At 64.1% G+C, this 24,461-nt stretch carries 22 protein-coding genes, 1 pseudogene and 1 riboswitch; of the genes and pseudogenes, 14 read left to right on the top strand and 9 right to left on the bottom strand.

The genetic code is table 11. The annotated features are described in order from the left end of the window. The first annotated feature begins 205 nt into the window (after positions 1-205). Both C7A17_RS05625 and C7A17_RS05630 read left to right on the top strand, forming a co-directional pair. The gene (locus tag C7A17_RS05625) at positions 206-1,183 is read left to right on the top strand and encodes a hydroxyacid dehydrogenase (protein ID WP_106737091.1); all 978 of its coding nucleotides are present in this window, start codon (positions 206-208) and stop codon (positions 1,181-1,183) included. Between the two features lie 237 nt (positions 1,184-1,420). Next, a complete protein-coding gene (locus C7A17_RS05630) occupies positions 1,421-2,668 on the top strand; it encodes an OprD family porin (protein ID WP_106737092.1) in 1,248 nt (415 codons plus the stop codon). 47 nt (positions 2,669-2,715) lie between these two features. Here the strand turns inward: C7A17_RS05630 and hrpB are convergent, their stop codons facing one another. Then, positions 2,716-5,250: an ATP-dependent helicase HrpB gene (hrpB, locus tag C7A17_RS05635; protein ID WP_106737093.1), complete on the bottom strand. Its 2,535-nt coding sequence runs from the start codon at positions 5,248-5,250 to the stop codon at positions 2,716-2,718. 148 nt (positions 5,251-5,398) lie between these two features. On the opposite strand from hrpB, the gene C7A17_RS05640 reads away from it, so the two are divergent. The 5 genes from C7A17_RS05640 to C7A17_RS05660 all read left to right on the top strand — a co-directional run bounded on the left by C7A17_RS05640 (position 5,399) and on the right by C7A17_RS05660 (position 8,338). Next, a complete protein-coding gene (locus C7A17_RS05640) occupies positions 5,399-5,818 on the top strand; it encodes a polyribonucleotide nucleotidyltransferase (RefSeq protein ID WP_106737094.1) in 420 nt (139 codons plus the stop codon). A gap of 4 nt (positions 5,819-5,822) precedes the next feature. Continuing rightward, entirely contained in the window at positions 5,823-6,704 is an 882-nt protein-coding gene (locus C7A17_RS05645) for a cation diffusion facilitator family transporter (protein ID WP_106737095.1), read from the top strand. A gap of 377 nt (positions 6,705-7,081) precedes the next feature. Next, a complete protein-coding gene (locus tag C7A17_RS05650) occupies positions 7,082-7,561 on the top strand; it encodes an Lrp/AsnC family transcriptional regulator (RefSeq protein WP_004424680.1) in 480 nt (159 codons plus the stop codon). Positions 7,562-7,651: 90 nt separating this feature from the next. Continuing rightward, positions 7,652-7,870, top strand: a complete 219-nt coding sequence (locus C7A17_RS05655) for a DUF2788 domain-containing protein (RefSeq protein ID WP_003240295.1) — start codon at positions 7,652-7,654, stop codon at positions 7,868-7,870. 75 nt (positions 7,871-7,945) lie between these two features. Then, positions 7,946-8,338 carry a globin gene (locus C7A17_RS05660; protein ID WP_106737096.1) on the top strand — a complete coding sequence of 131 codons (393 nt, stop codon included), beginning with the start codon at positions 7,946-7,948 and terminating at the stop codon, positions 8,336-8,338. Positions 8,339-8,536: 198 nt separating this feature from the next. On the opposite strand, the gene C7A17_RS05665 is transcribed toward C7A17_RS05660, so the two are convergent. Further along, on the bottom strand, positions 8,537-9,157 hold the full coding sequence (locus C7A17_RS05665; RefSeq protein ID WP_106737097.1) for a pseudouridine synthase: 621 nt from the start codon (positions 9,155-9,157) through the stop codon (positions 8,537-8,539). Positions 9,158-9,280: 123 nt separating this feature from the next. On the opposite strand from C7A17_RS05665, the gene ahr reads away from it, so the two are divergent. Together ahr and C7A17_RS05675 are read left to right on the top strand one after the other, a co-directional pair. Beyond that, positions 9,281-10,312, top strand: coding sequence for an NADPH-dependent aldehyde reductase Ahr (ahr, locus tag C7A17_RS05670; protein ID WP_106737098.1), 1,032 nt, complete (start codon positions 9,281-9,283; stop codon positions 10,310-10,312). 59 nt (positions 10,313-10,371) lie between these two features. Then, positions 10,372-10,818, top strand: coding sequence for a GNAT family N-acetyltransferase (locus tag C7A17_RS05675; RefSeq protein ID WP_106737099.1), 447 nt, complete (start codon positions 10,372-10,374; stop codon positions 10,816-10,818). Positions 10,819-10,955: 137 nt separating this feature from the next. Here the strand turns inward: C7A17_RS05675 and C7A17_RS05680 are convergent, their stop codons facing one another. Beyond that, positions 10,956-12,299 (bottom strand): aminotransferase-like domain-containing protein, encoded by a 1,344-nt coding sequence (locus tag C7A17_RS05680; RefSeq protein ID WP_106737100.1) that lies wholly within the window; start codon positions 12,297-12,299, stop codon positions 10,956-10,958. Between the two features lie 80 nt (positions 12,300-12,379). Between C7A17_RS05680 and C7A17_RS05685 the strand changes: the two genes are divergently transcribed. Next, positions 12,380-13,351: a threonine dehydratase gene (locus C7A17_RS05685; RefSeq protein WP_106737101.1), complete on the top strand. Its 972-nt coding sequence runs from the start codon at positions 12,380-12,382 to the stop codon at positions 13,349-13,351. 122 nt (positions 13,352-13,473) lie between these two features. Here C7A17_RS05685 and amn read toward each other — a convergent pair whose 3' ends face one another. Continuing rightward, the gene (gene amn, locus C7A17_RS05690; RefSeq protein WP_106737102.1) at positions 13,474-14,946 is read right to left on the bottom strand and encodes an AMP nucleosidase; all 1,473 of its coding nucleotides are present in this window, start codon (positions 14,944-14,946) and stop codon (positions 13,474-13,476) included. Positions 14,947-15,073: 127 nt separating this feature from the next. Between amn and C7A17_RS05695 the strand changes: the two genes are divergently transcribed. Then, positions 15,074-15,793: a hypothetical protein gene (locus tag C7A17_RS05695; protein WP_106737103.1), complete on the top strand. Its 720-nt coding sequence runs from the start codon at positions 15,074-15,076 to the stop codon at positions 15,791-15,793. 9 nt (positions 15,794-15,802) lie between these two features. On the opposite strand, the gene C7A17_RS05700 is transcribed toward C7A17_RS05695, so the two are convergent. The 4 genes from C7A17_RS05700 to C7A17_RS05715 form a co-directional block, all read right to left on the bottom strand. Further along, positions 15,803-16,483 (bottom strand): energy-coupling factor ABC transporter permease, encoded by a 681-nt coding sequence (locus C7A17_RS05700; RefSeq protein ID WP_106737104.1) that lies wholly within the window; start codon positions 16,481-16,483, stop codon positions 15,803-15,805. Between the two features lie 52 nt (positions 16,484-16,535). Next, positions 16,536-16,738: riboswitch (cobalamin riboswitch) on the bottom strand. Positions 16,739-16,790: 52 nt separating this feature from the next. Next, on the bottom strand, positions 16,791-17,222 hold the full coding sequence (locus tag C7A17_RS05705) for a PaaI family thioesterase (protein WP_106737105.1): 432 nt from the start codon (positions 17,220-17,222) through the stop codon (positions 16,791-16,793). 13 nt (positions 17,223-17,235) lie between these two features. Further along, positions 17,236-18,885, bottom strand: coding sequence for an acyl-CoA dehydrogenase family protein (locus C7A17_RS05710; protein WP_106737106.1), 1,650 nt, complete (start codon positions 18,883-18,885; stop codon positions 17,236-17,238). Continuing rightward, positions 18,882-19,523: a TetR/AcrR family transcriptional regulator gene (locus C7A17_RS05715; protein ID WP_106737107.1), complete on the bottom strand. Its 642-nt coding sequence runs from the start codon at positions 19,521-19,523 to the stop codon at positions 18,882-18,884. The genes C7A17_RS05710 and C7A17_RS05715 overlap by 4 nt, the downstream gene beginning before the upstream one ends. A 233-nt stretch (positions 19,524-19,756) precedes the next feature. Between C7A17_RS05715 and arfA the strand changes: the two are divergent. From arfA to lipA, 3 genes and pseudogenes are all read left to right on the top strand, one after another. Then, positions 19,757-19,903, top strand: a pseudogene (arfA, locus tag C7A17_RS05720) (alternative ribosome rescue factor ArfA); the annotation flags it as partial. Positions 19,904-19,983: 80 nt separating this feature from the next. Continuing rightward, entirely contained in the window at positions 19,984-21,240 is a 1,257-nt protein-coding gene (locus C7A17_RS05725) for a lytic murein transglycosylase (RefSeq protein WP_106737109.1), read from the top strand. 169 nt (positions 21,241-21,409) lie between these two features. Next, a complete protein-coding gene (gene lipA, locus C7A17_RS05730; protein ID WP_106737110.1) occupies positions 21,410-22,462 on the top strand; it encodes a lipoyl synthase in 1,053 nt (350 codons plus the stop codon). Between the two features lie 97 nt (positions 22,463-22,559). On the opposite strand, the gene cysN is transcribed toward lipA, so the two are convergent. After that, the gene (cysN, locus tag C7A17_RS05735) at positions 22,560-24,455 is read right to left on the bottom strand and encodes a sulfate adenylyltransferase subunit CysN (protein ID WP_106737111.1); all 1,896 of its coding nucleotides are present in this window, start codon (positions 24,453-24,455) and stop codon (positions 22,560-22,562) included. Positions 24,456-24,461 lie beyond the last annotated feature (6 nt).

Below are 24,461 nucleotides of genomic sequence, written 5' to 3' on the forward strand. Positions count from 1 at the left end.
CGCTGCCACTCCTTGCACCGCGCGGTTCATTTTCGCCAAATAAAATAGAACATTATTTCGTTTTTAACCATTGAAAACGGAGCCAGCAGGGAAATCGATCTCAAGAACAAATATTGAAATGCCATTTCATTATGATAAGGTTCGAGCCCGGCCTCACCGTTGTTGCTGCGGCCGTTTTTTTCATGACAAGAACAAGGCAACCACCATGACCCGTACCATCCTCCTGACAGGCCCGGCGTTGACACCCGATGCCATGAATTACGCAGCGACCAACGGTGTCAGGATCATCCCCACCACGCCGTATGCCCCGGCGGACGAATTAGTGGCCGTCATTCGCGCTGAGCAACCCGACGCCATCATCGTGCGACAGGGCAAGCTGACCCGCGAAATGATCGAGGCATCGGCCAAGCTCACGGTCATCGCCAAACACGGCGTCGGTTACGACAGCATCGATATCCAGGCCGCCGCCGAGCGCAGTATTCCGGTCAGCATTGCTCTGGGTGCCAATGCACAATCGGTTGCCGAACATGCCTTCGCCCTGATGTTCAGCGTGGCGCGGCAAATTGCACTGCTGGACGCGCGCATGCGCGATGGCCACTGGGACAAAGCCACAGCCAATGGGGTCGAGTTGTTCGGCAAGACGCTGGGCCTGATTGGCCTGGGCTCCATCGGCAGCATACTCATGGATCTGGTGGCGCCCTTGCAGATGAAGGTCAAGGTGTACGACCCCTACCTCACGCAGTTGCCGGATCGTGCTCATGTAGAACGGGAGGACGACTTCGACAGACTGCTCGCCGACTGCGACATCATCAGCCTGCACTGCCCACTCACCGAGACCAACCGCCATCTGATCGGCACCGCACAATTGGCCCGGATGCGCCCACGCAGCATCCTGATCAATACCGCTCGCGGCGAGCTGATAGACAGCGAAGCGCTGGTCAGCGCACTCAGCCAAGGGCAGATCGGCGGTGCCGGCCTGGACACCTTCAGCCCAGAGCCGCCGCCAGCGGACAGCTCGCTGTGGGGCCTGCCAAACCTGGTTGCCACTCCCCACGTAGGCGCCAATACCAGCGAAGCCCGTGATCGCGTCGGCCTGCTTGCCGTGCAACAGATCCTGGGCCTGTGGAACGGCGTACCGCTCGAGCCACGCTGCATCGTCAACCGGCATCTGCTGAACAGCTGAACCCTCGGCAACAGCCATCCCAAAGCCACTCCTGTCAGCCCCCAAGGGACGGGGCCGGGCCGGCTGCTGCCGATTGGCGCAACACCGCTTCTTTCAAACACCCGTCAGTCGCAACCGCTGCTGACGGTCGCTCGCCCGCAGGGATACCTCACAGAAAGGAATCTCTGGGAAATCACCGCAGTACTCAGTGATCCGCCATACCGAACCCATAACAACAATCGGAAATCGGAGAAATACATGTCCATCACCCGCAACACACCGGCCCTCATGCTCGCCCCCGTCACAGCCGCAATGGCATTGTCGGGCCATGCACATGCCGACTTCATCGCCGACAGCAAAGCCTCTCTGCAGATGAGGAACTTCTATTTCAACAGTGATTATCGTCAGCCGGGAGCGCGGCAATCCAAACGCGAGGAATGGGCGCAAGGCTTCATTCTCGACGTCAAATCGGGTTACACCGAAGGCGCTATCGGCTTCGGTGTGGACGCGATAGGCCTGCTCGGCGTCAAGCTGGACTCCAGCCCAGACCGCACCAACACCGGGCTGCTTCCGATTGATAACGATGGTCGGGCACCCGACGAGTACAGCCAGTTAGGCTTGACCGCCAAAGCACGGCTGTCGAAAAGTACCCTGCATGTGGGTACGTTGATGCCAAAGTTACCGACACTTCGCCCCAGTGACTCCCGCCTGTTGCCGCAGACCTTTCGCGGCGCCCATCTGGTTTCCGAAGAAATCAGCGGGTTGCGCTTCAATCTGGGCCGCATGACCCAGAACAGCCTGCGTAATTACGCCAGCAGCGACGACATGTCGGTCACAGGCAAAGGCATCAGGGGCGGACAACCGTCCGATCGGTTCGATTTTGGCGGTGTTCGTTACGACTGGGGTTCAGGCCTTGCAACGTCCTATGACTACGCTCAACTCGAACGAAACTATCGACAGCACATCGTCAACATCACTCATCTGTTGCCCATAGCCGAGGGCCAGTCGCTGGCAAGCGACATTCGCTATGCCCACTCCACGGATGATGGCAATACCAATGTCGACAATGGCGCATTCGGTGCCATGTTCACCTACAACCTCTCGGCGCATGCCTTCACGCTGGCCTACCAGAAGATGAGCGGGGGCAGCGGTTACCCCTATGTGAATGGCACCGATGCCTTCCTCGTCAACTATTCGATGCTGTCGCCCGACTTCGCCAACCCCAACGAAAAATCCTGGCAAGCGCGTTATGACTATGACTTCAGCAGTCTTGGCGCGCCCGGATTGCTGTTCTCCGTACGCTATGTCAAGGGCGATGGCTTCGAGTGGGCCGACGGCAGTAATGGCCGGGAATGGGAGCGCAATCTCGATCTTCGCTACACCATCCAGAGCGGGCCATTGAAAAACCTGGGGCTGCGCTGGCGCAACGCGATCTCCCGCAGCAACGGAGGCAACGACCTGGATCAGAATCGCCTGATCCTGAGCTACACCCTCCCCCTGCTATAAAGCCACTGCCCGAGGAACCCACATTCGGGAATTGCCCTCATCCACGCTCACCTGCGCGGCTTGGCCCGCGCGGTGGGCTCGGCGATCAACGGGTCGTCCGGCCAGTAGTGCTTGGGGTAGCGGCCCTTGAGATCCTTCTTCACCTCCAGGTAGGTATTGGCCCAGAAGCTGGCCAGATCCTGAGTCACCTGCACCGGCCTGCGCGCCGGTGACAGCAGGTGCAGCTTGAGCCCCAGGCGACCACCGGCGATACGCGGCGTCGCGGCCAGGCCGAACAGCTCCTGCAGGCGCACGGCGAGCACCGGCGGATTGTCCGTGTAGTCGATGGCGATGCGTGAGCCGGACGGCACGCTCAATGCGCGCGGCGCCAGCTCGTCGAGGCGTTGTGGCAACGGCCAGGGCAGCAGCGCCTGCAGAATCGAAGGCAAGTCGAGATTGGCGAAGTGGCTGAGGCGGTTGACCTTGCCCAGGTAAGGCGTCAGCCACTGCTCCAAGCAGGCCAGCAGGGCAGCATCGGACAGATCCGGCCATTCGCTCTGCCCCTGTTGCTGCATGTCCAGCTCGCGCAACAACGCCACGCGCGCCTGCCACTGGCGCAGCTCGGGCGTCCACGGCAGCAACTCCAGGCCCTTGCGTCGCACCAGGCCGACCAATGCGCGGCCGCGCGCGTCCTCGTCCAGCGCAGCCAGCGCCTGGCGTTCCAGCACCAGTTCACCGACCTTGCGCTGGCGCTCGGCACGCAGCACGCCCTCGCGTTCGTCCCAGTCGAGCACCTCCAGCGTCTGCACCTGCTCGGCCAACTCGCTGGCGAACAGCGCCGGGTCGAGATCGGCAGCCAGGTAGATGCGTTCTTCGCGCTGCCCCTGGCGGCTGCCCAGGTCTGCGATCACCAGCCATTCGTGCTTCATCAGGGCATCGGCCTCACCGAACTGCGCGGCGCGGCCATTGGCCAGGCGATAGTCGGCACCACCGGCGCGGCGCTGCTGGGCGATGCGGTCGGGGTAGGCGAAGGCCAACAGGCAACCCAACCAGCGCGGGTTCTCGGGATCGCTCACGGCCTGATTGACCGGCCGGCCTTTGAGCAGCCCCGAAAACTGCCTAGCCAGTTGCCGCGCGCGCTGCACACCACCCTGGGCACTACGCGCGGCGCGGTTTTCACCAGACAGCAGGGCGAGGCGGCTGTGCAGATCAGCGCCGCCACCTCGAAGGATGTCGCGCTCCGACAGTAGCGCCGCCAGATCACAGGCCAGAGCACCTAACCCAAGCGCCTGACCACGCAATAGCAGGTGAGCAATACGTGGGTGGCAGGGCAGCTCGGCCATGGCCTGGCCATGGGCATTGAGTGCATCGCGCTCGTCCAACGCACCAAGGCGGCCGAGCAGATCCAGCGCCTGGGCGTAGGCGGCAGGTGGTGGAACGTCGAGCCAGCACAGCTCCTGTGGTGTCACGCCCCAGCGCAGCAGCTGCAGGGCCAGCCCGGACAGATCGGCCTGAAGGATTTCCGCGCCCGAATAGGCACTGAGCTGCTCGTGCTGCGCTTGCGACCACAAGCGGTAGCAGGCACCGGGTTCCAGGCGACCAGCACGCCCAGCGCGCTGAGTGGCCGAAGCGCGGGAAATGCGCTGCGTGTCGAGACGCGTCATGCCGCTGGCCGGGTCGAAGCGCGGTACCCGCGCAAGGCCAGCGTCGACCACCACCCGCACGCCGTCGATGGTCAGGCTGGTCTCGGCGATGTTGGTCGCCAGCACCACCTTGCGCATACCCGCGGGTGCCTGCTCGATGGCGGCGCGCTGAGCGGACAGCTCCAGCTCGCCATACAGCGGGCAGAGCAGGATGTCGTCACGGCCGCTCAGCGCCTCGCCCAGTTGCTCGGTCACACGGCGAATCTCGGCCTGACCCGGCAGGAACACCAGCAGGCTGCCCGGCTCGTCGGCCAGCGCCTGCTGCACCGTCTGCAGCACACGCGGCTCGATCCACTCGCCGGGCTGAAAGGGCGCGCCCCAGCGGATATCCACCGGGAACATGCGGCCCTCACTGCGCAGCACCGGCGCCTCGCCAAGCAGTGCTGACAGGCGCTCGCCTTCTAGGGTGGCCGACATCAGCAGCACCTTGAGCGGCATCTCACCACTGTCCGTAGCACGGAACATGGCGCGGCCGTTGAGCGTCAGCGCCAGGGCAAGGTCGGCGTCCAGGCTGCGCTCATGGAATTCGTCGAAAATCACCAGGCCAACGCCATCCAATGCTGGATCGTCCTGCAGGCGGCGAGCGAGGATGCCTTCGGTGACCACCTCGATGCGTGTGTTCGGCCCGACCTTGCTGTCCAGGCGAATGCGATAGCCAACCGTCTCACCCACCCGTTCGCCTAATTCGCTGGCCAAACGCTCGGCGGCAGCACGCGCGGCCAGGCGGCGCGGCTCGAGCATGAGGATGGTTTGCCCGGCCAGCCAGGGCGCATCGAGCAGCGCCAGTGGTACGCGGGTTGTCTTGCCGGCGCCAGGCGGCGCCTCCAGCACCACTTCATGGTGGGCACTCAGTGCATCGCGCAAATCAGGCAGCAGCGAATCGATCGGCAGGGTGTTCATCATTTCTCCACAGCAGGCCGGCGATTATAGAGCAGCCGCGATGCGGCGAACCGCCAGCGCCGCCGTCGGTCTTATTGACAACCGCCTTCAACTAGCGGCTTTGCAATGGCGAACTGCTATAGTTGCGCCACTTTTTCAGGAGGTGCTCATGCGCACGAAATCCCGTGTCATCACCGGCGTTATCGCCGCTGCCCTGCTCGCTCAACTGACCGCCTGTGGATCGATCTTCTACCCGGATCGCCGTGGCCAGATCGAAGGCCGAATCGACCCTGTGATCGCCGGGGCCAACGCCATTGGCATCCTGTTCTACGTGATTCCGGGCCTGATCGCCTTCGCCGTGGACTTCGCCACTGGTGCCATCTACCTGCCCGAAGGCCAGACCGTCCAGGTCGACCCGCAGCAGCTCAAGCACCTGATCGGCGAAGACGGCAAGGTCGACCAGTACGCCCTCAAGGCCTTGATCGAAACCCGTACCGGCCACCAGTTGCCGCTCGACGATCCGCGCCTGATCCAACATAGCGGCAGTGCCGAACAACTGGCCGCCTACGGCCTGCGTCCGGCAGCCTGAACCGATGCACACCCCGCAGCACGCCAGGCTGATGCGCCTGGCCACCCGGGCAGCGCTGGCAGTTGCGCTGACCCTGGTGCTGGCCAAGGCGATTGCCTGGTGGCTGAGCGGCTCGGTCAGCCTGCTGGCCGGCCTCACCGATTCGTTGCTCGATAGTGCCGCCTCGCTGATCAACCTGATCGCCGTGCATTTCGCGCTGCGTCCTGCGGACGAAGATCACCGCTACGGCCACGGCAAGGCCGAGGCTCTGGCCGGACTGGGCCAGGCGCTGTTCATCGGCGTCAGTGCCATCCTCATTGGCCTGCAGGGCATCGAACGCCTGCAGTCGCCACAGCCGCTGGAGGCCGAAGCCGTCGGCATCGCCGTCATGCTGCTGTCGCTGGCATTGACCGTCGCTCTGCTGACCTTCCAACGCAAGGTGGTGCGCGAAACCGGCTCCACCGCGATTCACGCCGACTCGCTGCACTACCGCTCCGACATCCTGCTCAACAGCAGCATTCTCCTCGCCCTGCTGCTGACCCGCTTCGGCTGGCAGCAGATGGATGCGATCTTCGCCATCGGCATCGCCTTCTACATCTTCTGGAGCGCCATCAGCATCGTGCGCGGCGCGGTCGCCGTGCTGATGGACGAGGAGCTGCCCAGCGAAACCTCCCAGCACATGTACGACCTGGCCAATGCCGTACCTGGCGTGCTGGGTTCCCACGACCTGCGCACACGCATTTCCGGTACGCGCTGGTTCGTCCAGTTGCACCTGGAGCTGCCGGGCGAGATGAGCCTGTCCGAGGCCCATACGCACTGCGAGGCTGTGGAAAAGTCGATCCATGAGCATTACCCACGTGCGGAAGTGCTGGTACACGCCGACCCGCAGGAAGTTGTGCAGCACTGACAGCCAGACCTACGACTCCCCCTCGAAAGTCGCGGCCCACCGCAGATTCCGCACACAAATTCCAGGCATTAAAAAGGGGCCTTGCGGCCCCCTCGGGATATCTGTCCGGTGCTGGCGATATTGTCGCCGCTTTCGTCGCCCGCCTGGTTGGGCAGTGCGGACCCGGGTGCCGGTGCGATCCGGTAGGATCGTCGGCGCCGGCTCACCTGGTTGGGCGAGGCCGGTAGGACTTGTCGTCCGGGCCGTGAAACTGAGAGAAAGCTTACGCCTGCCGCACCGAAATAAGATTGCTAATATTGCTTACAAATTTACCAATTGCGCAATTTACAGCTAAAGGAGCACTATCTAACGCAATCAAATGATGAGCCCGATTAGAAATGGACAAACTCGACCGTTACGACCTGAACATTCTCGCCGAATTACAGCGCAACGCTGCCCTGTCCAACCAGGAACTCGCCGAACGTATCGGTCTCTCGCCGTCACCCTGTTCGCGCCGGGTCAAGCAACTAGAAGACGATGGCTACATCACTGGCCAGGTCGCCCTGCTCGACCGCAAGAAGCTCGGTCTCAGCCTGACCGCCTATGTGCTGATAGGCATGGACCGACACACACCCGAGCGCTTCGAACACTTTCAGGATGAAATCCGCAAATGCCCGGAAGTGCTGGAATGCTGCCTGGTGACCGGGATGGACGCTGATTACCAGCTCAAGGTGGTGGTGCCGGACATGGATCATTACCAGAAGCTGCTGCTCGGTACCCTGACCCGTATCGACGGGGTATCCAGCGTACGTTCGAGCTTCGTGCTGCAGCAGATTCTGTCCAGTACGCAGTTGCCATTGCAGCACCTGCGCGACTGAAAGTCGCAGGGTGAAGCAGATCATGCCGCGCCCTAGGTCAGGGCGCGTATAATTTTCGCCCTGCGTTTTCCGTCCGAATCACGAGGCACCATGGAAACCGAACAATTTGAAGCCCTGATGATGTACGTCCTGGTGGGCGGCCTGATGCTGTTCATGTTCTTCATCATCTGGGACCTTGCGAAGAAGTCCAAGGCCGGTCGCCTCGGCACCGCCATCCTATTCCTCGGCCTGGGCCTGTGCCTGTTCGCCTTCCTCGCCAAGCCGATCATCACCTACATCATCGAGACCGCGCGCGGCATTCACGGCTGACCCAGCCAGCGCGATACCTCTGATCGATACCAGGCCGCCGCACACGCGGCCTGCAGCCCACTCAAGGAGTGACACATGAGCGCCGCCAATCTGGTGATGCAGAGCTATGGGCGCTGCTGCGCCAGCCCGGATTTCTTCGACAGTTTCTACCGCCACTTCCTCGCCAGCTCACCACTGATCCGCGAGAAGTTCGTCGACACCGACATGAGCGCGCAGAAACAGCTGCTGCGCCAGGGCATTCTCAACCTGGTGATGCACGCCCGTGGCATGCCCGACACCAAGCTGCGCGCCCTCGGCGAATCGCACTCGCGTGAGCGTCTGGACATCCGCCCGGAACTCTACGACCTGTGGCTCGATGCGCTGCTGGCGACCATCGGCGAACACGACAAGGAGTGCGATGCAGACGTGCGCCAGGCATGGCGTGAAGTGCTGAACAAAGGTATCGCCGTGATCAAGGCCGGTTATTGATCCAGGTCATGTTCGCCAGCGCCTAGGTGCTGCGACAAATCGCCCGCTGCGCGGTGCACCTTACTGATCACTGCGGCCGCCGCCGTTCTCCACCTATACCCGCCCAGCAACGACACGGGAACAATCGGCGCACCCTACAGAGACACCGCCGGCCGTAGGGTGCGCCGTGCGCACCAACTTCGCCTGCAATGACGCGCCCTATGGCAATAACGCCGGAACCTCACGCCATTGCCCGGGCTGCAAGCCGTCCAGCCGCCAGGGGCCGATGGCCACGCGCACCAGGCGCAAGGTTGGCAAGCCGACAGCGGCGGTCATGCGCCGTACCTGACGGTTGCGCCCCTCGCGAATCACCAACTCCAGCCAGGCCGTCGGCACGCTCTTGCGAAAGCGTACCGGCGGGTTGCGTTGCCACAGCTCGGGCTCGTCCAGCCGTCGCGCCTCGGCCGGCAGGGTCGGGCCGTCATTGAGCGTCACCCCCTCGCGTAACTGCTGCAATTGTGCCTCGCTCGGCTCGCCCTCCACCTGCACCCAGTAGGTCTTCGGCAACTTGTGTTTTGGGTCGGCGATACGCGCCTGCAGGCGGCCATCGTTGGTCAGCAGCAGCAAGCCTTCGCTGTCACGATCCAGACGCCCGGCCGGGTAGACGCCGGGTACTTCGACGAAATCCTTGAGGGTGGCGCGGCCCTGCTCGTCGTTGAACTGAGTGAGCACGTCGAACGGCTTGTTCAGAACCAGCAGGCGCGGCTGCGCGGGCGGCACCTTGGCCACTCGGCGCGGGGCGGCAGGACGGCGATTGGCGGGAGGACGAGGGCGTGACATGCGACAGGCTTCAGTGGAGCTGGGCAGCGCAGTGTAACCCACGATAAGCGGCGCTGATGGTGCTTCCACGTCCTGCCAGAGCGGCTAAGCTGCTGATTCACCCCCTGCGATCAGGTGCCACCAATGAGCAACAACGACGAACTCGCCACCTTCACTGGCTGGGCCGCCACGGCGCCCAAGGCGCCACTGGAGCGCCTGAGCTACGACCCCGGCCCGCTCGGCGCCGAAGAGGTGGAAGTGGCGGTGGAATACTGCGGCATCTGCCACTCCGACCAGTCGATGATCGACAACGAATGGGGCAATGCGCGCTACCCTTTCATCCCCGGCCATGAGGTGGTCGGCACCATCGTCCGTCTCGGCGAGCAGGCGCGTGGCCTCAAGCTGGGTCAACGGGTCGGCATCGGCTGGTACAAGGGCAGTTGCATGCACTGTGGCTCGTGCATGGAAGGCTCGCATCAGCTGTGCCGCTCGGTGAAGCCGACCATCGTCGGCAGCCACGGTGGTTTCGCCGACCGCCTGCGCTCGCACTGGGCCTGGGCCGTACCGCTGCCAGATGGCCTCGACCCGGCACTGGTCGGCCCGCTGTTCTGCGCCGGTTCCACGGTATTCAGCCCGCTGCTGGAGTTCGATATCAAGCCGACGGATCGCGTCGGCGTGGTCGGCATCGGCGGCCTCGGTCACCTGGCGCTGCGTTTCCTCAACGCCTGGGGCTGCGAGGTGACCGCCTTCACCTCGTCGCTGAACAAGCAGGACGAAGCCAAACGCCTGGGCGCGCACAAGGTGGTGGCCTCCACCGACAGCGCGGCGATGAAGGCGATTGCCGGCACGCTGGATTTCCTCCTGGTCACTGCCAGCGCCGACCTCGACTGGATTGCCCTGCTCGGCACCCTGCGCGGCAAGGGCCGCCTGCACTTCGTCGGCATCGTGCCAAGCGCCATCCCGGTGCATGTGTTCAATCTGATCCCACAGCAGAAGAGCCTGTCCGGCTCGCCAGTCGGCTCCCCCAAAACCATGGCGACCATGCTCGAGTTCTGCGCGCGGCACCAGATCCTGCCGCAGGTCGAGCAGTTCCCCATGAGCCAGGTGAACGCGGCCATCGACCATCTGCGCAGCGGCAAGGCACGCTATCGCGTGGTACTCGACGCCAGCAAATGACAGCACGGGCGCAGAGCTGGCATGCTCTGCGCCCTGTTTGATCTTCGATACCTACTGACATGCCGCTGACTCTCGACACCCCCACCGACACTGAACTGCCCACCCTGGTGGAAGTCTGGGAGGCCGCCGTGCGTGCCACCCATCACTTCCTGCCGGAAAGCGACCTACAGGTGATCAAGCCCTTGCTGCGCGAGCAGTATTTCCCGGCCGTACAGCTGACCTGTGCACGCGATGAGTCGGGGCGAATCCTGGGTTTTCTCGGTACCAGCGAAGGCATGGTGGAAATGCTCTTCGTCGACCCTACCTGCCACGGCCAAGGCGTGGGCAAACGGTTGATGCTTCACGCCATCGACGAGTTGGGCGCCACGCGGGTCGACGTCAACGAACAGAACCCGCAGGCCGTCGGCTTCTACCAGCACCTGGGTTTCGTGGTGACCGATCGCTCACGCCTGGACGGCGGCGGGCGCCCCTTCCCGATCCTGCATATGCAACTCGCAACCTCATAACGCGGGCCAGTCGTAGGGCGGGCTCAGGAGCGCCAGCGAACAGCCCGCCCCCTTGCAAAGGCTTGCACCGCACACGCCCCCCCAAAAACGCCCTCGGCGACGCAGGAAGCCAAAGCCGAGCGCACTCTACGGCGAACTCAACCGATAGGCCAGGCCGCCACGATCGCTTCCAGCGCCCGCTTGAGTTCGACCCGACTGGCTGCCGCCGCGAGGCTGACGCGCACGGCATGTCCCGGATTGGCCTCTACCGCAAACACTTCTGCCGGCACCACCTCCACGCCATTCTGCCGGCACGCCTCGGCCAGGCCGGCAGGCGCTGCAGCGTCCAGCCACAGATGCGGCGCTACCGCCCGGCCCTGCGGCATGCGCGGCCCGAGCACGCGCGCGGCCAAGCGCCAGCGCTGTTGCAGCTCGTCGATCTGCCAGGCCAGACGCTGTTCGGCGATGCCACTTTCGATCCATTCACAACCCAGCGCCAGGCTCAGCGGCGTCACCGCCCAGCGCGTGGCCTGGGCCTCGGGGTCAATGCGTTCGAGCAACTCCGGCGCCCCCGCGATAAAGCCCAGGCGCAAGCCCGGTGCAACGCTCTTGGACAGGCTACTGATCAGCAGGCAACGTTCCGGCGCCTTTACCGCAAGCGGCGCCTCGCTGCCGAGTACGCCGTAGACATCGTCCTCGAGTATCCATAAGCCACGGCGTCGCGCCACCTCGGCGATGGCCGCGCGGCGCTCGGCGTCCAGGCTGGCGCCAGTGGGATTCTGCAAACAGGGCGTGAACACCGCCACGCGCGCCCCGGTGGCACGAGCCAGGCGATCGAGGTCATCGGGCAGAATGCCGTGCTCGTCCATCGCCACACCGTGCAACGGCAGGCGCAATTGGCGTGCAGCGGCCTTGATTCCCGGCGCGGTATAGCGCTCCACCAGGATCGGCTCGCCCGCTTCGCAGAGCGCCAGCAGCGCCGCCGACACGCCCTGCTGGGCACCGGCGCAGAGCAGCAGGCCGCCTGGCGCCAGCTCCAGGCCGCGTCGGCGCAGCCAGGTCGCACCCGCCAGATGCGCACGCTCGACCAGCGCCGCCGACGGGTAGGCCTGCAACGCGTCCAGCTCGCCACGTGCAGCCAGTGCGGCGAGGCTGGCGGAGAGGTCATGATTGTCCGGATCATGCACCGGCACATTGGTCGACAGGTCGATCAGCTCGCCCTGCGCGGTCGGTTGCTTGAGGCGGAACAGGCTCGCTTCGCGGCTGCCGGCCAGCACGTAGGTGCCGCGCCCGACCTCACCAGAGACCAGGTGCCGCCGCGCCGCTTCGCGGTAGGCGAGCATCACCGTGCTCGGATTGATGCCCAGCGTCCAGGCCAGGCGCCGCTGAGGCGGCAGGCGCTCGCCGGGCTTGAGTTCACCCCGGCCGATGGCCGCAGCGATGGCCTCGACCAATGCCAGGTATGTGGGTAAGGCGCTGTCTTGAAGGTCAGGAAGCCACATTGCTTGCCATGCAATATAAAGATTTACCCATACAATGCGCCGCACTAGCATCGAGGTCAACGCCACCCGGAGCATCCGCCATGTTCGACCTCGCCCAACTGCGCCAGAGCGCGCAACTGGTTCACCGCCATATGGCGGCCACGCCGCAACTGAGCTGGCCGTTGCTGGCGCAGCGCACGGGCTGCGAGGTCTGGGTCAAGCACGAGAACCACGCCCCGACTGCCGCCTTCAAGGTGCGCGGCGGGCTGGTCTATATCGACGCCCTGCTGCGCCGCGAGCCGCAGGTGCGCGGGCTGGTCACCGCCACGCGCGGCAACCATGGCCAGAGCCTGGCGCTGGCGGCGCGCGCCGCGGGCCTGGCGATTCGCATCCTGGTGCCACATGGCAATGCCCGCGAGAAGAACGCCGCGATGCGCGCCCTCGGCGCCGAGGTGATCGAACATGGCCGCGACTTCGACGAAGCCCGTGCCGAAGCCGCGCGTATCGCCGAACGCGACGACCTGCACTGGGTGCCGTCACTGCACGAGGATCTGGTGCGCGGCGTGGCTACCTATGCCCTGGAACTGCTGGAGGCGGTACCGAATCTGCGCCGGGTGTATGTGCCTATCGGCCTCGGCTCGGGCATCTGCGGGATGATCCGCACCCGCGACCTGCTTGGTCTCGACACCGAAATCGTCGGCGTCGTCGCCAGCGGCGCCGACGCCTATGCGCAGAGTTTCGAGCAAGGCCGCCTGGTGCAGACCGAACGCGCCGATACGCTGGCCGACGGCATGGCCTGCCGCCAGCCGCAAGAATTGGCGCTGGACATGATCCGCGTCGGCGCCTCGCGCATCGTACGGGTCGACGACGAGGAAATTCGCGCCGCCATCCGCACCTATCACGAGGACACCCACAACCTCGCCGAAGGTGCCGGCGCTGCGGCGTTGGCTGCTCTGATGCAGGAGCGTGAACTCAATGCCGGCCAGCGCGTGGCCGTGGTACTCAGCGGCGCCAACATCGACCGCGCAGCGCTGGCCGAACTGCTACGTGACGAGGCGCCGGTTGCGGCCTGAAATGCCCCGACCAGCGATGGCTGAATGGCGTAGGGTGCGCTGTGCGCACCGCTGGCAAACAGATACTTGAGCGCGACAACAGCCTGCTGGCCGCGCTCAAGCCTTCAGCGCCGGATTGCACCTCAACGGAACGGCGGCTCGTCGAAGCTGCGCAGCTTGCGCGAATGCAGCGAGTTGAGCTGGCTGCGCATCAGTTCCAGCGCGGCGATGCCGATGTGCAGGTGCTGAGTCACCGCGCGCTCGTAAAAGGCGCCGGCGGCGCCGGGCAGCTTGATCTCGCTGTGCAGCGGCTTGTCCGACACACACAGCAGGGTGCCGTAGGGCACCCGCAGGCGATAGCCCTGGGCTGCGATGGTGCCGCTTTCCATGTCCACCGCCACCGCGCGCGACAGGTTGATCAGCGGGCGCTCCTGGGCCCAGCGCAGTTCCCAGTTGCGGTCGTCGTAGGTCAGCACGGTGCCGGTGCGCAGGCGCTTCTTCAGCTCGTCGCCCTGCTCGCCAGTGACCAGCTTGGCCGCCTCTTGCAGCGCCTGCTGCACTTCGGCCAGCGCCGGCAGGGGAATGTTCGGCGGCAGCACGCGGTCGAGAATGCCGTCACGGCGCATGTAGGCGTGGGCCAGCACATAGTCGCCGATGGTCTGCGACTGACGCAGGCCGCCACAGTGGCCGATCATCAACCAGCAGTGGGGGCGCAGCACGGCCAGGTGGTCGGTGATGTTCTTGGCGTTGGACGGGCCGACGCCGATATTGACCAGGGTGATGCCGTGGCCATCCTCGGCCTGCAGGTGGTAGGCCGGCATCTGATAGCGGTGCCAGACCACATTCTCGATGATTGCCTGCATCTCGCCTTCGGCCATGCCACGCTCGACCACCACATTGCCCGGCAGCACCATGCGGGTGAAGCGCGAGTCGCCCACCAGCATGTCCAGGCCGTGACGGATGAACTGGTCGACATAACGATGGTAGTTGGTCAACAGGATCCAAGGCTGCACATGGCGCCAGTCGCTGCCGGTGTAGTGCTGGATGCGCTTGAGCGAAAAATCGGTGCGCGCCGCGTCGAACAGCGCCAGCGGCAGCGGGTCGATGTTCTCCCAGTCGTACAGGCCATCGGCGGTGCCGTCGGTGGCGGCGGACAGGTCGGTGCTGGGGAATACGCGCGCCAGCTCGGCGGCGGTCACACCACTGCCGGCCAGCTCATCGCCGCCCTCGACCACGTACGGGTAAGGAATGTTCTGCTGGCTGCGGCCGACTTCCACGCGCAGGGTGAAATCGTTCATCAGCGGACGCAGTTGCTCCAGCAGGTATTTGCGGAAGGCCGCCGGCTGGGTCACGGTGATGGCGTAGGTGCCAGGCACCTGCACCTTGGCGTAGGCGCGCACGGTGGTCGGCACCTCGCCCTGGCACAGGTAGGTCAGGCGCAATTCGGGGTAGCGGAACAGGCAGTGCTCGCTGGCATCGGGACGGATGCGCTCCTTGAGGTAGCGTTTGAGCGCGTGGCTCAGGGCGCCAGTGGCCTCCTGGTGCAACGCGGCGAGGCGATCGACGGCCTCTTCGGGCGTGAGGGCAACGATGAAATCATCTGAGCAGGCTTTCACTGTGCATCTTCCTGACTGAACGTACGCGCCTATCTTGCCTGCATACGGTGACGAAAACATAGCGCGACAGGACTCACCACCCGACGGCCGAGACTAGACTTGGAGCTACTCGTCGGAGGTCATTACCATGGTTCGTCCAATCCTTCTGCTGCTGGCTGTCGTTTCCTGCTTCAGCGTTCAGGCAGGTGAGCTGGACGGTCACTACCGCGCCACGCTCGACGGCCTGCCGACCGTGCTGATTCTGCGCCAGCAGGGCAATCAGGTTGAGGGGCAATACGTTGAGAATCAGACCCTGCGCCTGAATCTGAAGGGCCACTACGATGGACAGGTGCTGCGCGCCGAGATCAGCGATCCACAGTCCGGCCTGCTGCTGGCCAACATGAACGCCACCTACGCCAATGCCATGCTCAACACCAGCATCGCGGCTCGCAACCCACGCAACGGCGAGGTACTGGAACGTCAGACACTATTCCAGCGCGAAGCAGCAGCCCCCCCACCTGCAGCAGGCGTTCAGGATTCGGCACTGGTCGGCACCTGGGTGCACGAGAAGATCATCAACAGTGGCGGCGCCAACTTCGCTTCGTTCAACACCGTGATGACCCTGCAGTTGAACGCCGATGGCAGCGTCACGCAGTGGAGCCGCTCGGCCGGCGGCGGCAGCGACTGGAGCTACGACAGCCCCGGCGAGGTGCAGTACAGCGGCCAATGGCGCAGCCAGGACGGCATGCTGATGGTGCGCCTGGCAGGCGCCGCCGATTATCAACCCGCTGCCTATTACCGCTTCAGCGACCAGTATCTGGTCACCGAGAGCAATACCGGCAAGATGATCTGGCAGCGCCGCCGCTAAACGACTGGGTCAGGCCGCCTGGTGCAGGCGCACGTTGAACAGCGGCCCCTGGCTGAAACGCGACAACGCCTTGGCACCGGCCAGCACGCCCAGGTCGATCAGCGGCTCGATCAGGATCACGCTCATGTAAGCCAGGCCGAAGCTGCCCACTGCTGCCAGGTTTTCGCTGGAAAAGCCGTGACCGTAGAAGGCCCAGAACGCGACCCAGGCGACGATGCCACCCTGGTAGGCAGTCGACAGTGCCAGTGCCTGCTTATAGGAAAGATCGACGTAGGCGGTACCCGGCGCAACGATGCGCTTGGCCAGCAGGCTGATGCCCCACAACGGGATCAACAGCGTGGTGACGTTCATGCCGTACTGCGGCAGGTCGAACTGGGCGAACAGCAGCCCCTGCAGCAACAGCCCCGCGGCCAGGCCGATGGCAGCAGCACCGGCACCGAACAGCAACAACAGGGTAGAACCGAGGATCAGATGCACCTCGGAAACACCCACCGGGTGATGCGGGAATACTTCGAAGAAGCAGAACACCAGGGCGGTGGTCAGCAGGCTGCGCAAAGCCAGGGCGGCGACACCACCGTTGCTGCGGACGCTGTCCAGGGCGAGTTTGGCGGTCAGGCCGAAAGCGGTGACGGCCGTTGCGTAGCTGAGGAGGATCTTGGCGCCTTCGACGACACCGGGTTCGATATGCATGCGAGTTCCTTGTTCGCGCCCACCGCGCGACGATTCGGATGAAGGTTGGGCGAAACGCCCGTTGTCGATGGCAGGTCTCCTGGCTCACGGCTTGGCACTCCGCCCGCCTTCCCGACCGAAGTCAGTGGCATGAGGGCATCGTTCGCCGCTTACAGTTGCGGGGGCAGCCAGGGCATTGGCGAGATTCGCCGCACCCTGTTCCCTTTTCATCCGCGTCACATGCGTGCACGCAGAACCATCGAGCGCAAGATTACTCGCCTGCTCGGCTAAAAAACAGCGTGCCTGGCCATCCGCTCTCGGCTCTCGCTCAGGCCGGCAACGTCACCACCGCCATGGTCACCGAAGCCTTGCTGTACAGGCGCTTCTGGCCGCTCTCCTCGCCGAACACCTCGGCCTCAACCACCGTGGCCTGGCGCCCGGCCTTGAGCACCTCGGCGCGGCAGAACAGGCGCGTGCTACGCGCCGGGCGCAGGAGGTTGACCTTGAATTCCAGGGTCAGCACCGTCTGCCCTTCGGCCACCAACGTCGCGGCGGCGGCACCGGCAGCATGATCGGCCAGAGTGGTCTGCACACCAGCATGGATGAAACCGTTCTGCTGCAGGTGGCGCGGCAGGATATCCAGCGCCGCCTCGACCCACCCTGGGCCGCAGTCGGTGGCACGAATGCCGAGATCCTGGATGAAATTGGCGTCGGCGAAGCCTTGCTCAACCAGCTCCCGATAACGCGGATGAGCGTGCATGGCGAACCTCCGATCAGGCCAGGTGCGGCGTGCTACGCGCCAGCAGCGCCTCGACGTCGACACCACGCGGCAAGGTGCCGTAGACCCGGCCACGGCCCTCCAGACGGCTGGCGATAAAGGCATCGGAGACGGTGGCGTTGCCCGCTTCCAGCAGCAGCTTGGCCTGCAGCGCCACGGCCATGTCTTCGGTGAGCTGGCGGGCGCGGTACTGGATATCGGCGGTATCGCTGAAGTCGGCCTTCAAACGCTGGATGTGCGCCTTCAGACGGGCATCACCGTGGCCGTCGCCCAGCTCGGCGAACAGCGCATCGAGCACGCCCGGTTCCTTGGACAAGGCGCGCAGCACGTCCAGACACTGCACGTTGCCCGAACCTTCCCAGATCGAGTTGACCGGCGCTTCGCGGTACAGGCGCGGCAGGATGGTTTCCTCGACGTAACCGGCGCCGCCCATGCACTCGCTGGCCTCGTAGATCATTTCCGGCGCACGCTTGCAGATCCAGTACTTGCCCACGGCAGTGACGAGGCGGGCGAACTTGTCTTCCTGCGCGTCATGCGAGTGGTCGAGCGCACGCCCCATGCGCATGCACAGCGCCAGCGCGGCTTCGCTCTCCAGCGCCAGGTCGGCCAGCACGTTCTGCATCAGCGGCTGGTCTGCGAGCAGCTTGCCGCCGACCTGGCGGTGTGCGCAGTGGTGCGCGGCCTGGGTCAGCGCCTGACGCATCAAGCTGCTGGAGCCGACCATGCAATCGAAGCGCGTCATCGCCACCATCTCGATGATGGTGGGCACGCCGCGTCCTTCCTCGCCAAGCATCCAGGCGAAGGCACCGCGGTACTCCACCTCGCTGGAGGCGTTGGCCCAGTTACCCAGCTTGTTCTTCAGGCGCTGGATGTAGAACGCGTTGCGCGTGCCGTCAGGGCGGTGACGCGGCAGCAGGAAACATGACAGGCCCTTGTCTGTGTAGGCCAGGGTAAGGAAGGCATCACACATCGGCGCCGAGCAGAACCATTTGTGGCCAACCAGCTCGTAGCCCTGCCCCGGCCCGCCGAGGCCGATGGGATAGGCGCGGGTGGTGTTGGCACGTACGTCGGTGCCGCCCTGCTTCTCGGTCATGGCCATACCGATGGTGACGCCGGTTTTCTGCTCCATCGGTAAATTGCGCGGGTCGTACTCGGTGGCGAGGATCTTCGGCAGCCACTGCTCGGCCACGTTGGGCTGCAGGCGAATGGCAGGCACCGCAGCGAAGGTCATGGTCAGCGGGCAGCCGCTGGCCGCTTCGGCCTGACTGTGCATATAGGTCAGGCCGGCACGGGCGACATGCGCGCCAGCGCGTGGGTCTGTCCAGGGCAGCGACGGCAGGCCATGCTCGACGGCCGTGCGCATCAGCTCGTGGTAGGCCGGGTGAAACTCCACCAGATCGATGCGATTGCCGTAGCGATCATGACTCTTGAACACCGGCTTGTTCTCGTTGGCGAGAAAGCCTGCCTGCATCAAGGCGCCGCCGGCCAGCGCGCCATAGGCGCTCAGACGCTCGTCGGCCCAGGCCCCATCATAACGACGAGTCCACTCCTGCAGCGGCAGATCGAGGCGGTAGAGGTTGGTGCCGTCCAGGCTCGGCACCTGGTTGAACACTTCATGTGTTTCGGCATGCAGGCTGGGTCTCATCGCGAGGGCTCCTCGGCGCCGACGGCGCGCAGACAGAAGGTGGCAAGGCTGGCGCTGACCTGAGCCAGCTCCAGGGTGGGTTGACCGGCCTCGCGAGCGGCGCGAGCAGGTGGTGACAGGGGACCGACCAGCGCCTCGGCAATCGCGCCGACCAGGCAAGCCGACGTCAGAGCGATCTGCTCGACGCGAAATTCGCCGGCAGCGGCGCCTTCCTCCAGCAAATCGATGAACAGTTCGGCATAGGCTTCACGGTAGAGCAGGCGCTGCTCGTCGACCTCCGGATCGACCGGCTCGGCGATCAGCGCAAAGGCCAGGCGGCGGCTGTGCCAGGCGCGGGCGGCGAACTGTTCGAGGCCGATACGCAGCCGCTCACGGGCACTGCCCGGCCCGCGCAAGGCGGTGGCCAGGGCATCAACCTCACGTTGGCTGGCGCTGGCGAAAACCTCGGCGGCCAGTTCGCCCTTGCTGCGAAAATGGCGGTATAGGCTGCCAGTGGCGATACCGACATGCTCGGCCAGCGCCTGCATGGTCAGGGCAGCGAAACCGCCCTCGGCCACCCGTAGCAAGGCGCAATCGAGGATGCGCTGGCGCTGCGTCTGATCGCGGTCGAGTCGAGCTTCAGTGATGCGATAAGCCATGGTCTGAATCCTGATTCACCTGCATGTAGTGAATCAGGATTCAGACCACGGCTAAAGGGACGATCCGGCCAAAACTGCGGCCGAAAAAGCGCCAAGCGGGGGGGGGGGGGGCGAGAACACCTGCCGACACACCGGTTCGAGTCGCCCGCCTCTACGGTCTGGACATTTTCTGTACAGCGGCGCATATTTTTTCGCGCGCCTGCATGGGAGCAGGCTCAACCGAGGATCACCGTATGAGCAAGAAAGCCGCAAAGCGGCCGAACAAGGCCAAATCCATCGTCGCCCAGCCACTGTTTCGCTCCCGCCAGGAACGACCGCAGAAAGGCAAAGGCAGTTACCGCCGCGAAGCCTCCCACAATTGGGAGGCTTCTTGCTTTATGGGCGGCGTAAACATGCTGATAGCCCTGTCTACAGCACGGGCATGCTAAGGTAGCGACCTGCTAAACGCTTTGAGATAGACATGCCACCTCAGCTACCTCGCCGCACTCTGGCCCTGCTCCCTATCCTCCTGCTGGCAGCCTGCGCTCAGGCTCCCGCTGAAAGCCTGCCGGCGACACCCAGCCCCGCCGTCACGCAGACGACGCCTACGGCTCCAGCGCCAAGCTTCTTCGAATGGCAGCAAGCATTGCGCAATGAAGCGCTGGCCAATGGCATCGATGCAGCCGTGTTCGACCGAGCATTTGCCGGAATCAGCCCTGACCCCGCCGTACTCAAGGCCGACAGTAGCCAACCGGAATTCACGCGACCGGTGTGGGAATACCTTGATGGCGCCGTGTCTTCCAGCCGCATCGGCCGCGGGCGTGTTCTGCTGGCGCAGCACAACAGCGTGCTACAGCGCATCGAGCAGCAATACGGAGTAGAAGCCCGGATACTGGTGGCGATCTGGGGCCTGGAAAGCAACTTCGGCAGCAACATTGGCAGCCACAGTGTGATCCGCTCGCTTTCCACGCTGGCTTTCGAAGGCCGTCGCCAGGCCTTCTGGCGCACCCAACTGCTGGCCGCCCTGCAGATTCTGCAGCATGGCGACATCCCCAGCGAGCGCATGATCGGCTCCTGGGCCGGCGCCATGGGCCAGACCCAGTTCATGCCCACCACTTACAATCAGCACGCCGTCGATTTCGATGGCGATGGCAAGCGCGATCTGTGGAGTTCCTCCAGCGATGCCCTGGCATCTGCCGCTCATTACCTGCAATCCTCGGGCTGGCAGCGCGGCCAACCCTGGGGTTTCGAAGTACGCCTGCCGTCCGGCTTCGACTACTCCCTGGCCGATCCGGAACAACGCCGCACCCTGACCGAATGGGCCGAGCTTGGCGTACGCCCGCTGTCGCCTACCGGTGCTGCCGCCAATGCCCGTGCCAACCTGTCACTGCCTGCAGGTCACCGCGGCCCGGCCTTCCTCTTGCTGGACAACTTCCGCAGCATTCTCAAGTACAACAACTCTACCTCCTACGCCCTGGCCATCGGGCTGCTCGCCGACAACCTGGTACGTCCAACGACAGTTCAGGGAAGCTGGCCACGTGACGAGCACCAATTAGGCCGCAGCGAGCGTATCGAGTTGCAGGAGCTGCTAGCGGTGAATGGTTTCGATCCCGGCCCAGCCGACGGCATCATCGGCGCCAATACACGCAAGGCCATTCGTGCCCTGCAATTGCAGTTGAACTGGCCGGCGGACGGCTACCCCACCCAACAACTGCTGCTGCAGCTGCGCGGCCGCTGACCGCAGATCGCAGATCGCTCAGCCGTAGGATGCGCCACGCGCACCGCGGCACTATGGGGCCGGCTTTTGTCGACAAGCGGCCCCGGCGCCTGCATACACCTTCTGTGGTAGACTGCCGGGCGGCCACAAGCCCCCGCCAATGGAGCCTCTACCGGAGTCCAGATTTCCGATGTCAGACACGTCCTCGCCTAAAACCGTTGCCAGCGGCGAAAAATTCCGCACTGCCCAGGGCATCACTGCGATCAAGGACGGCCAGAAGCGCCGCGCCTCGGCCGAACCTCAGGTTTTCGAACCCAAGCCCAAGTGGTTGCGGGTAAAAGCCCCTGGCGGCAGCCGCTTCGAAGCAGTCAAACGCAACGTCGGCGAACATCGCCTGAGCACCGTGTGCCAGGAATCGCATTGCCCGAACATGGGCGAGTGCTGGTCCAACGGCACGGCCACTATCATGCTGATGGGCTCGGTATGCACCCGTGCATGCCGTTTCTGCGCCGTGGACACCGGTAACCCCAATGGCTGGCTGGATCTGGAAGAGCCGCAGAACACCGCCAAGTCGGTGGAGTTGATGGCGCTGCGCTACATCGTGCTGACCTCGGTGGATCGCGACGACCTCGATGACGGCGGCGCGAGCCACTATGCAGCCTGCGTACGAGCGATCAAGGAAAACACGCCGCAGGTAGTGGTCGAGGCCCTGACTCCCGACTTCGATGGCGATCATCAGGCCATCGAACGCGTGGTGGACTCTGGCCTCGAAGTCTTTGCGCAGAACGTCGAAACCGTCAAGCGTCTGACTCATGTCGTGCGCGATCCACGCGCCGGCTACGAAAAAACGCTGAACGTGCTGGCTCACGCCAAGCGCCACCGTCCGCAGGTGCTGACCAAGACCAGCCTGATGCTGGGTCTGGGTGAAACAGACGAGGAAATTCTGGAAACCATGGATGACCTGCGCGCCATCGGCGTGGACATCCTTACCCTCGGTCAATACCTGCAACCGACACGCAACCATCTGAAGGTGCAGCGCTGGGTCAGCCCGGAAGAGTTCAACCGCTTGCGCGACATCGGCCTGGAAAAGGGCTTCATGGAGGTCGCGGCGGGCCCGCTGGTGCGCTCCAGCTACCGTGCTGACCGTGTGTTCGAGAAGAACAACCTGGGTCTTGCAGCCCCGGTACCGGTGCCTGGCCAGGACATCAACAACAGCCTGATCCCGGCGCTGAATCTGAACTGACCCTCACCGTCAGGCACAAAAAAACGGGGCTATATGCCCCGTTTTTTCGTTCACCGTTCTCGCCAGACCTGGCTGGCGAGAACGGCATTGCAGTAACTCAGATCGCGCCGCGCTGACGCAGCAGATCCAGCACCGCTTTCACGCCCTCTTCGACCGACTGCGACTGGGTATCGATCACCAGATCGGCGTCCAGCGGCACGTCATAGGGGAAACCTTCACCAGGAATGTTGTCGCCACCGGCGGCGTACAACCCCTGCGGGTCGCGCTCGGCGCAGATCTGCGGCGAAGCCTGCACGTAGACAGTGATCAGACGTTCGTTACCGATCAGCACCTTGGCCTGCTCGCGGCCTTCAGCATCTGGAGCGACGAACGCAGCCAGAGTCAGCAAGCCGGCTTCGTTGAACTGACGCGCCACGTGGGCGGCACGACGCCAGTTCTCAGTGCGCCCGGCACGATCCTGCGGCAACCCTTTGTTCAGGTCGTGGCGCAGGTTCTGGCCATCGAGCACGTACACGGCGCGGCCCATGTCGAACAGCTTGCGCTCGACGGCATAAGCCAGGGTGCTCTTGCCCGCACCGGACAAGCCGGAGAACAGCACGGTAGCCGGCTGCTGGCCAAAACGCAGGGAGCGCTCCTCGGTAGACACATGAGCCAGGCGACCATGCTGACCGCCGCCATGAGCGACCGGATCAGCGATGATCATGCCCGCACCGACGGTGCCATTGGTCAGACGATCGATGACGATGAAGGCACCCGTGGTGCGGTTGTATTCGTAGCCATCCAGCGCGATCGATGCATCCAGCGCGACCTTGACCCGACCGATCTCGTTGAGTTTCAGCTCACTGGCGGCGCCCTGCTCCAGGGTGTTTACATCCACGCGGTGAACGATGCTGGGAATCGAACCGGGCACGTAGCTAGTAGCACGCTTGATGTCGTACTTCTTGCCCGGCAGCATCGGCTCTTCGCCCATCCACACCAGCATCGCTTCGAAACCATCGGTGACCTGCGGACGGTTGTCGGCATGAACCAGCATGTCGCCACGCGACACATCGATCTCGTCCTCAAGGGTCAGGGTGACCGCCTGACCCGGGCCGGCCTGCTCCAGTTCACCTTCGAAAGTGACGATAGACTTGACCCGACTGCTCTTGCCCGAGGGCAGTGCCACAACTTCATCGCCCTTGCGTACGATGCCGCTGGCCAGGGTGCCAGCGAAGCCACGGAAGTTGAGGTTCGGCCGGTTGACGTACTGCACCGGGAAGCGCAGGTCATCGAAATTGCGGTCACCGGAAACCTCGACGGTCTCGAGGATTTCCATCAGCGACTGGCCGGTGTACCAGGGCGAGCGCTCGGACTTGTTGACCACGTTGTCACCCTTGAGCGCCGACATGGGCACGAACTCCAGGGTGGTCGGACGCAGGTTGATCTTCTCGGCGAACGCCAGGTAATCAGCCTTGATCTGCTCAAAGACGGCCTGATCGAAGTTCTTCAGATCCATCTTGTTGATGGCGACGACGATGTGCTTGATGCCCAGCAAGGAGGCGATGAAGCTGTGTCGACGGGTCTGGGTCTGCACACCGTAACGCGCGTCGATGAGGATGATCGCCAGGTCGCAGGTCGAAGCACCAGTGGCCATGTTGCGCGTGTACTGCTCATGGCCGGGGGTGTCGGCGATGATGAACTTGCGCTTGGCGGTGGAGAAGTAGCGGTAGGCCACGTCGATGGTGATGCCCTGCTCGCGCTCGGCCTGCAGACCGTCGACCAGCAGAGCCAGATCCACTTCGTCACCGGTGGTGCCGACCTTCTTGGAGTCCTTGGTGATTGCTTCCAGGTGATCTTCGTAGATCATCTTGGAGTCGTGCAGCAGCCGGCCGATCAGCGTGCTCTTGCCGTCGTCGACGTTGCCACAGGTGAGAAAGCGCAGCAGCTCTTTACGTTCGTGCTGGGCCAGATACGCGAGGATGTCCTCGCTGATCAAATCGGATTGATGACTCATGGTGCG

This window comes from Pseudomonas mendocina (genome assembly GCF_003008615.1).
Classification (GTDB): Bacteria; Pseudomonadota; Gammaproteobacteria; order Pseudomonadales; family Pseudomonadaceae; genus Aquipseudomonas; species Aquipseudomonas mendocina_C.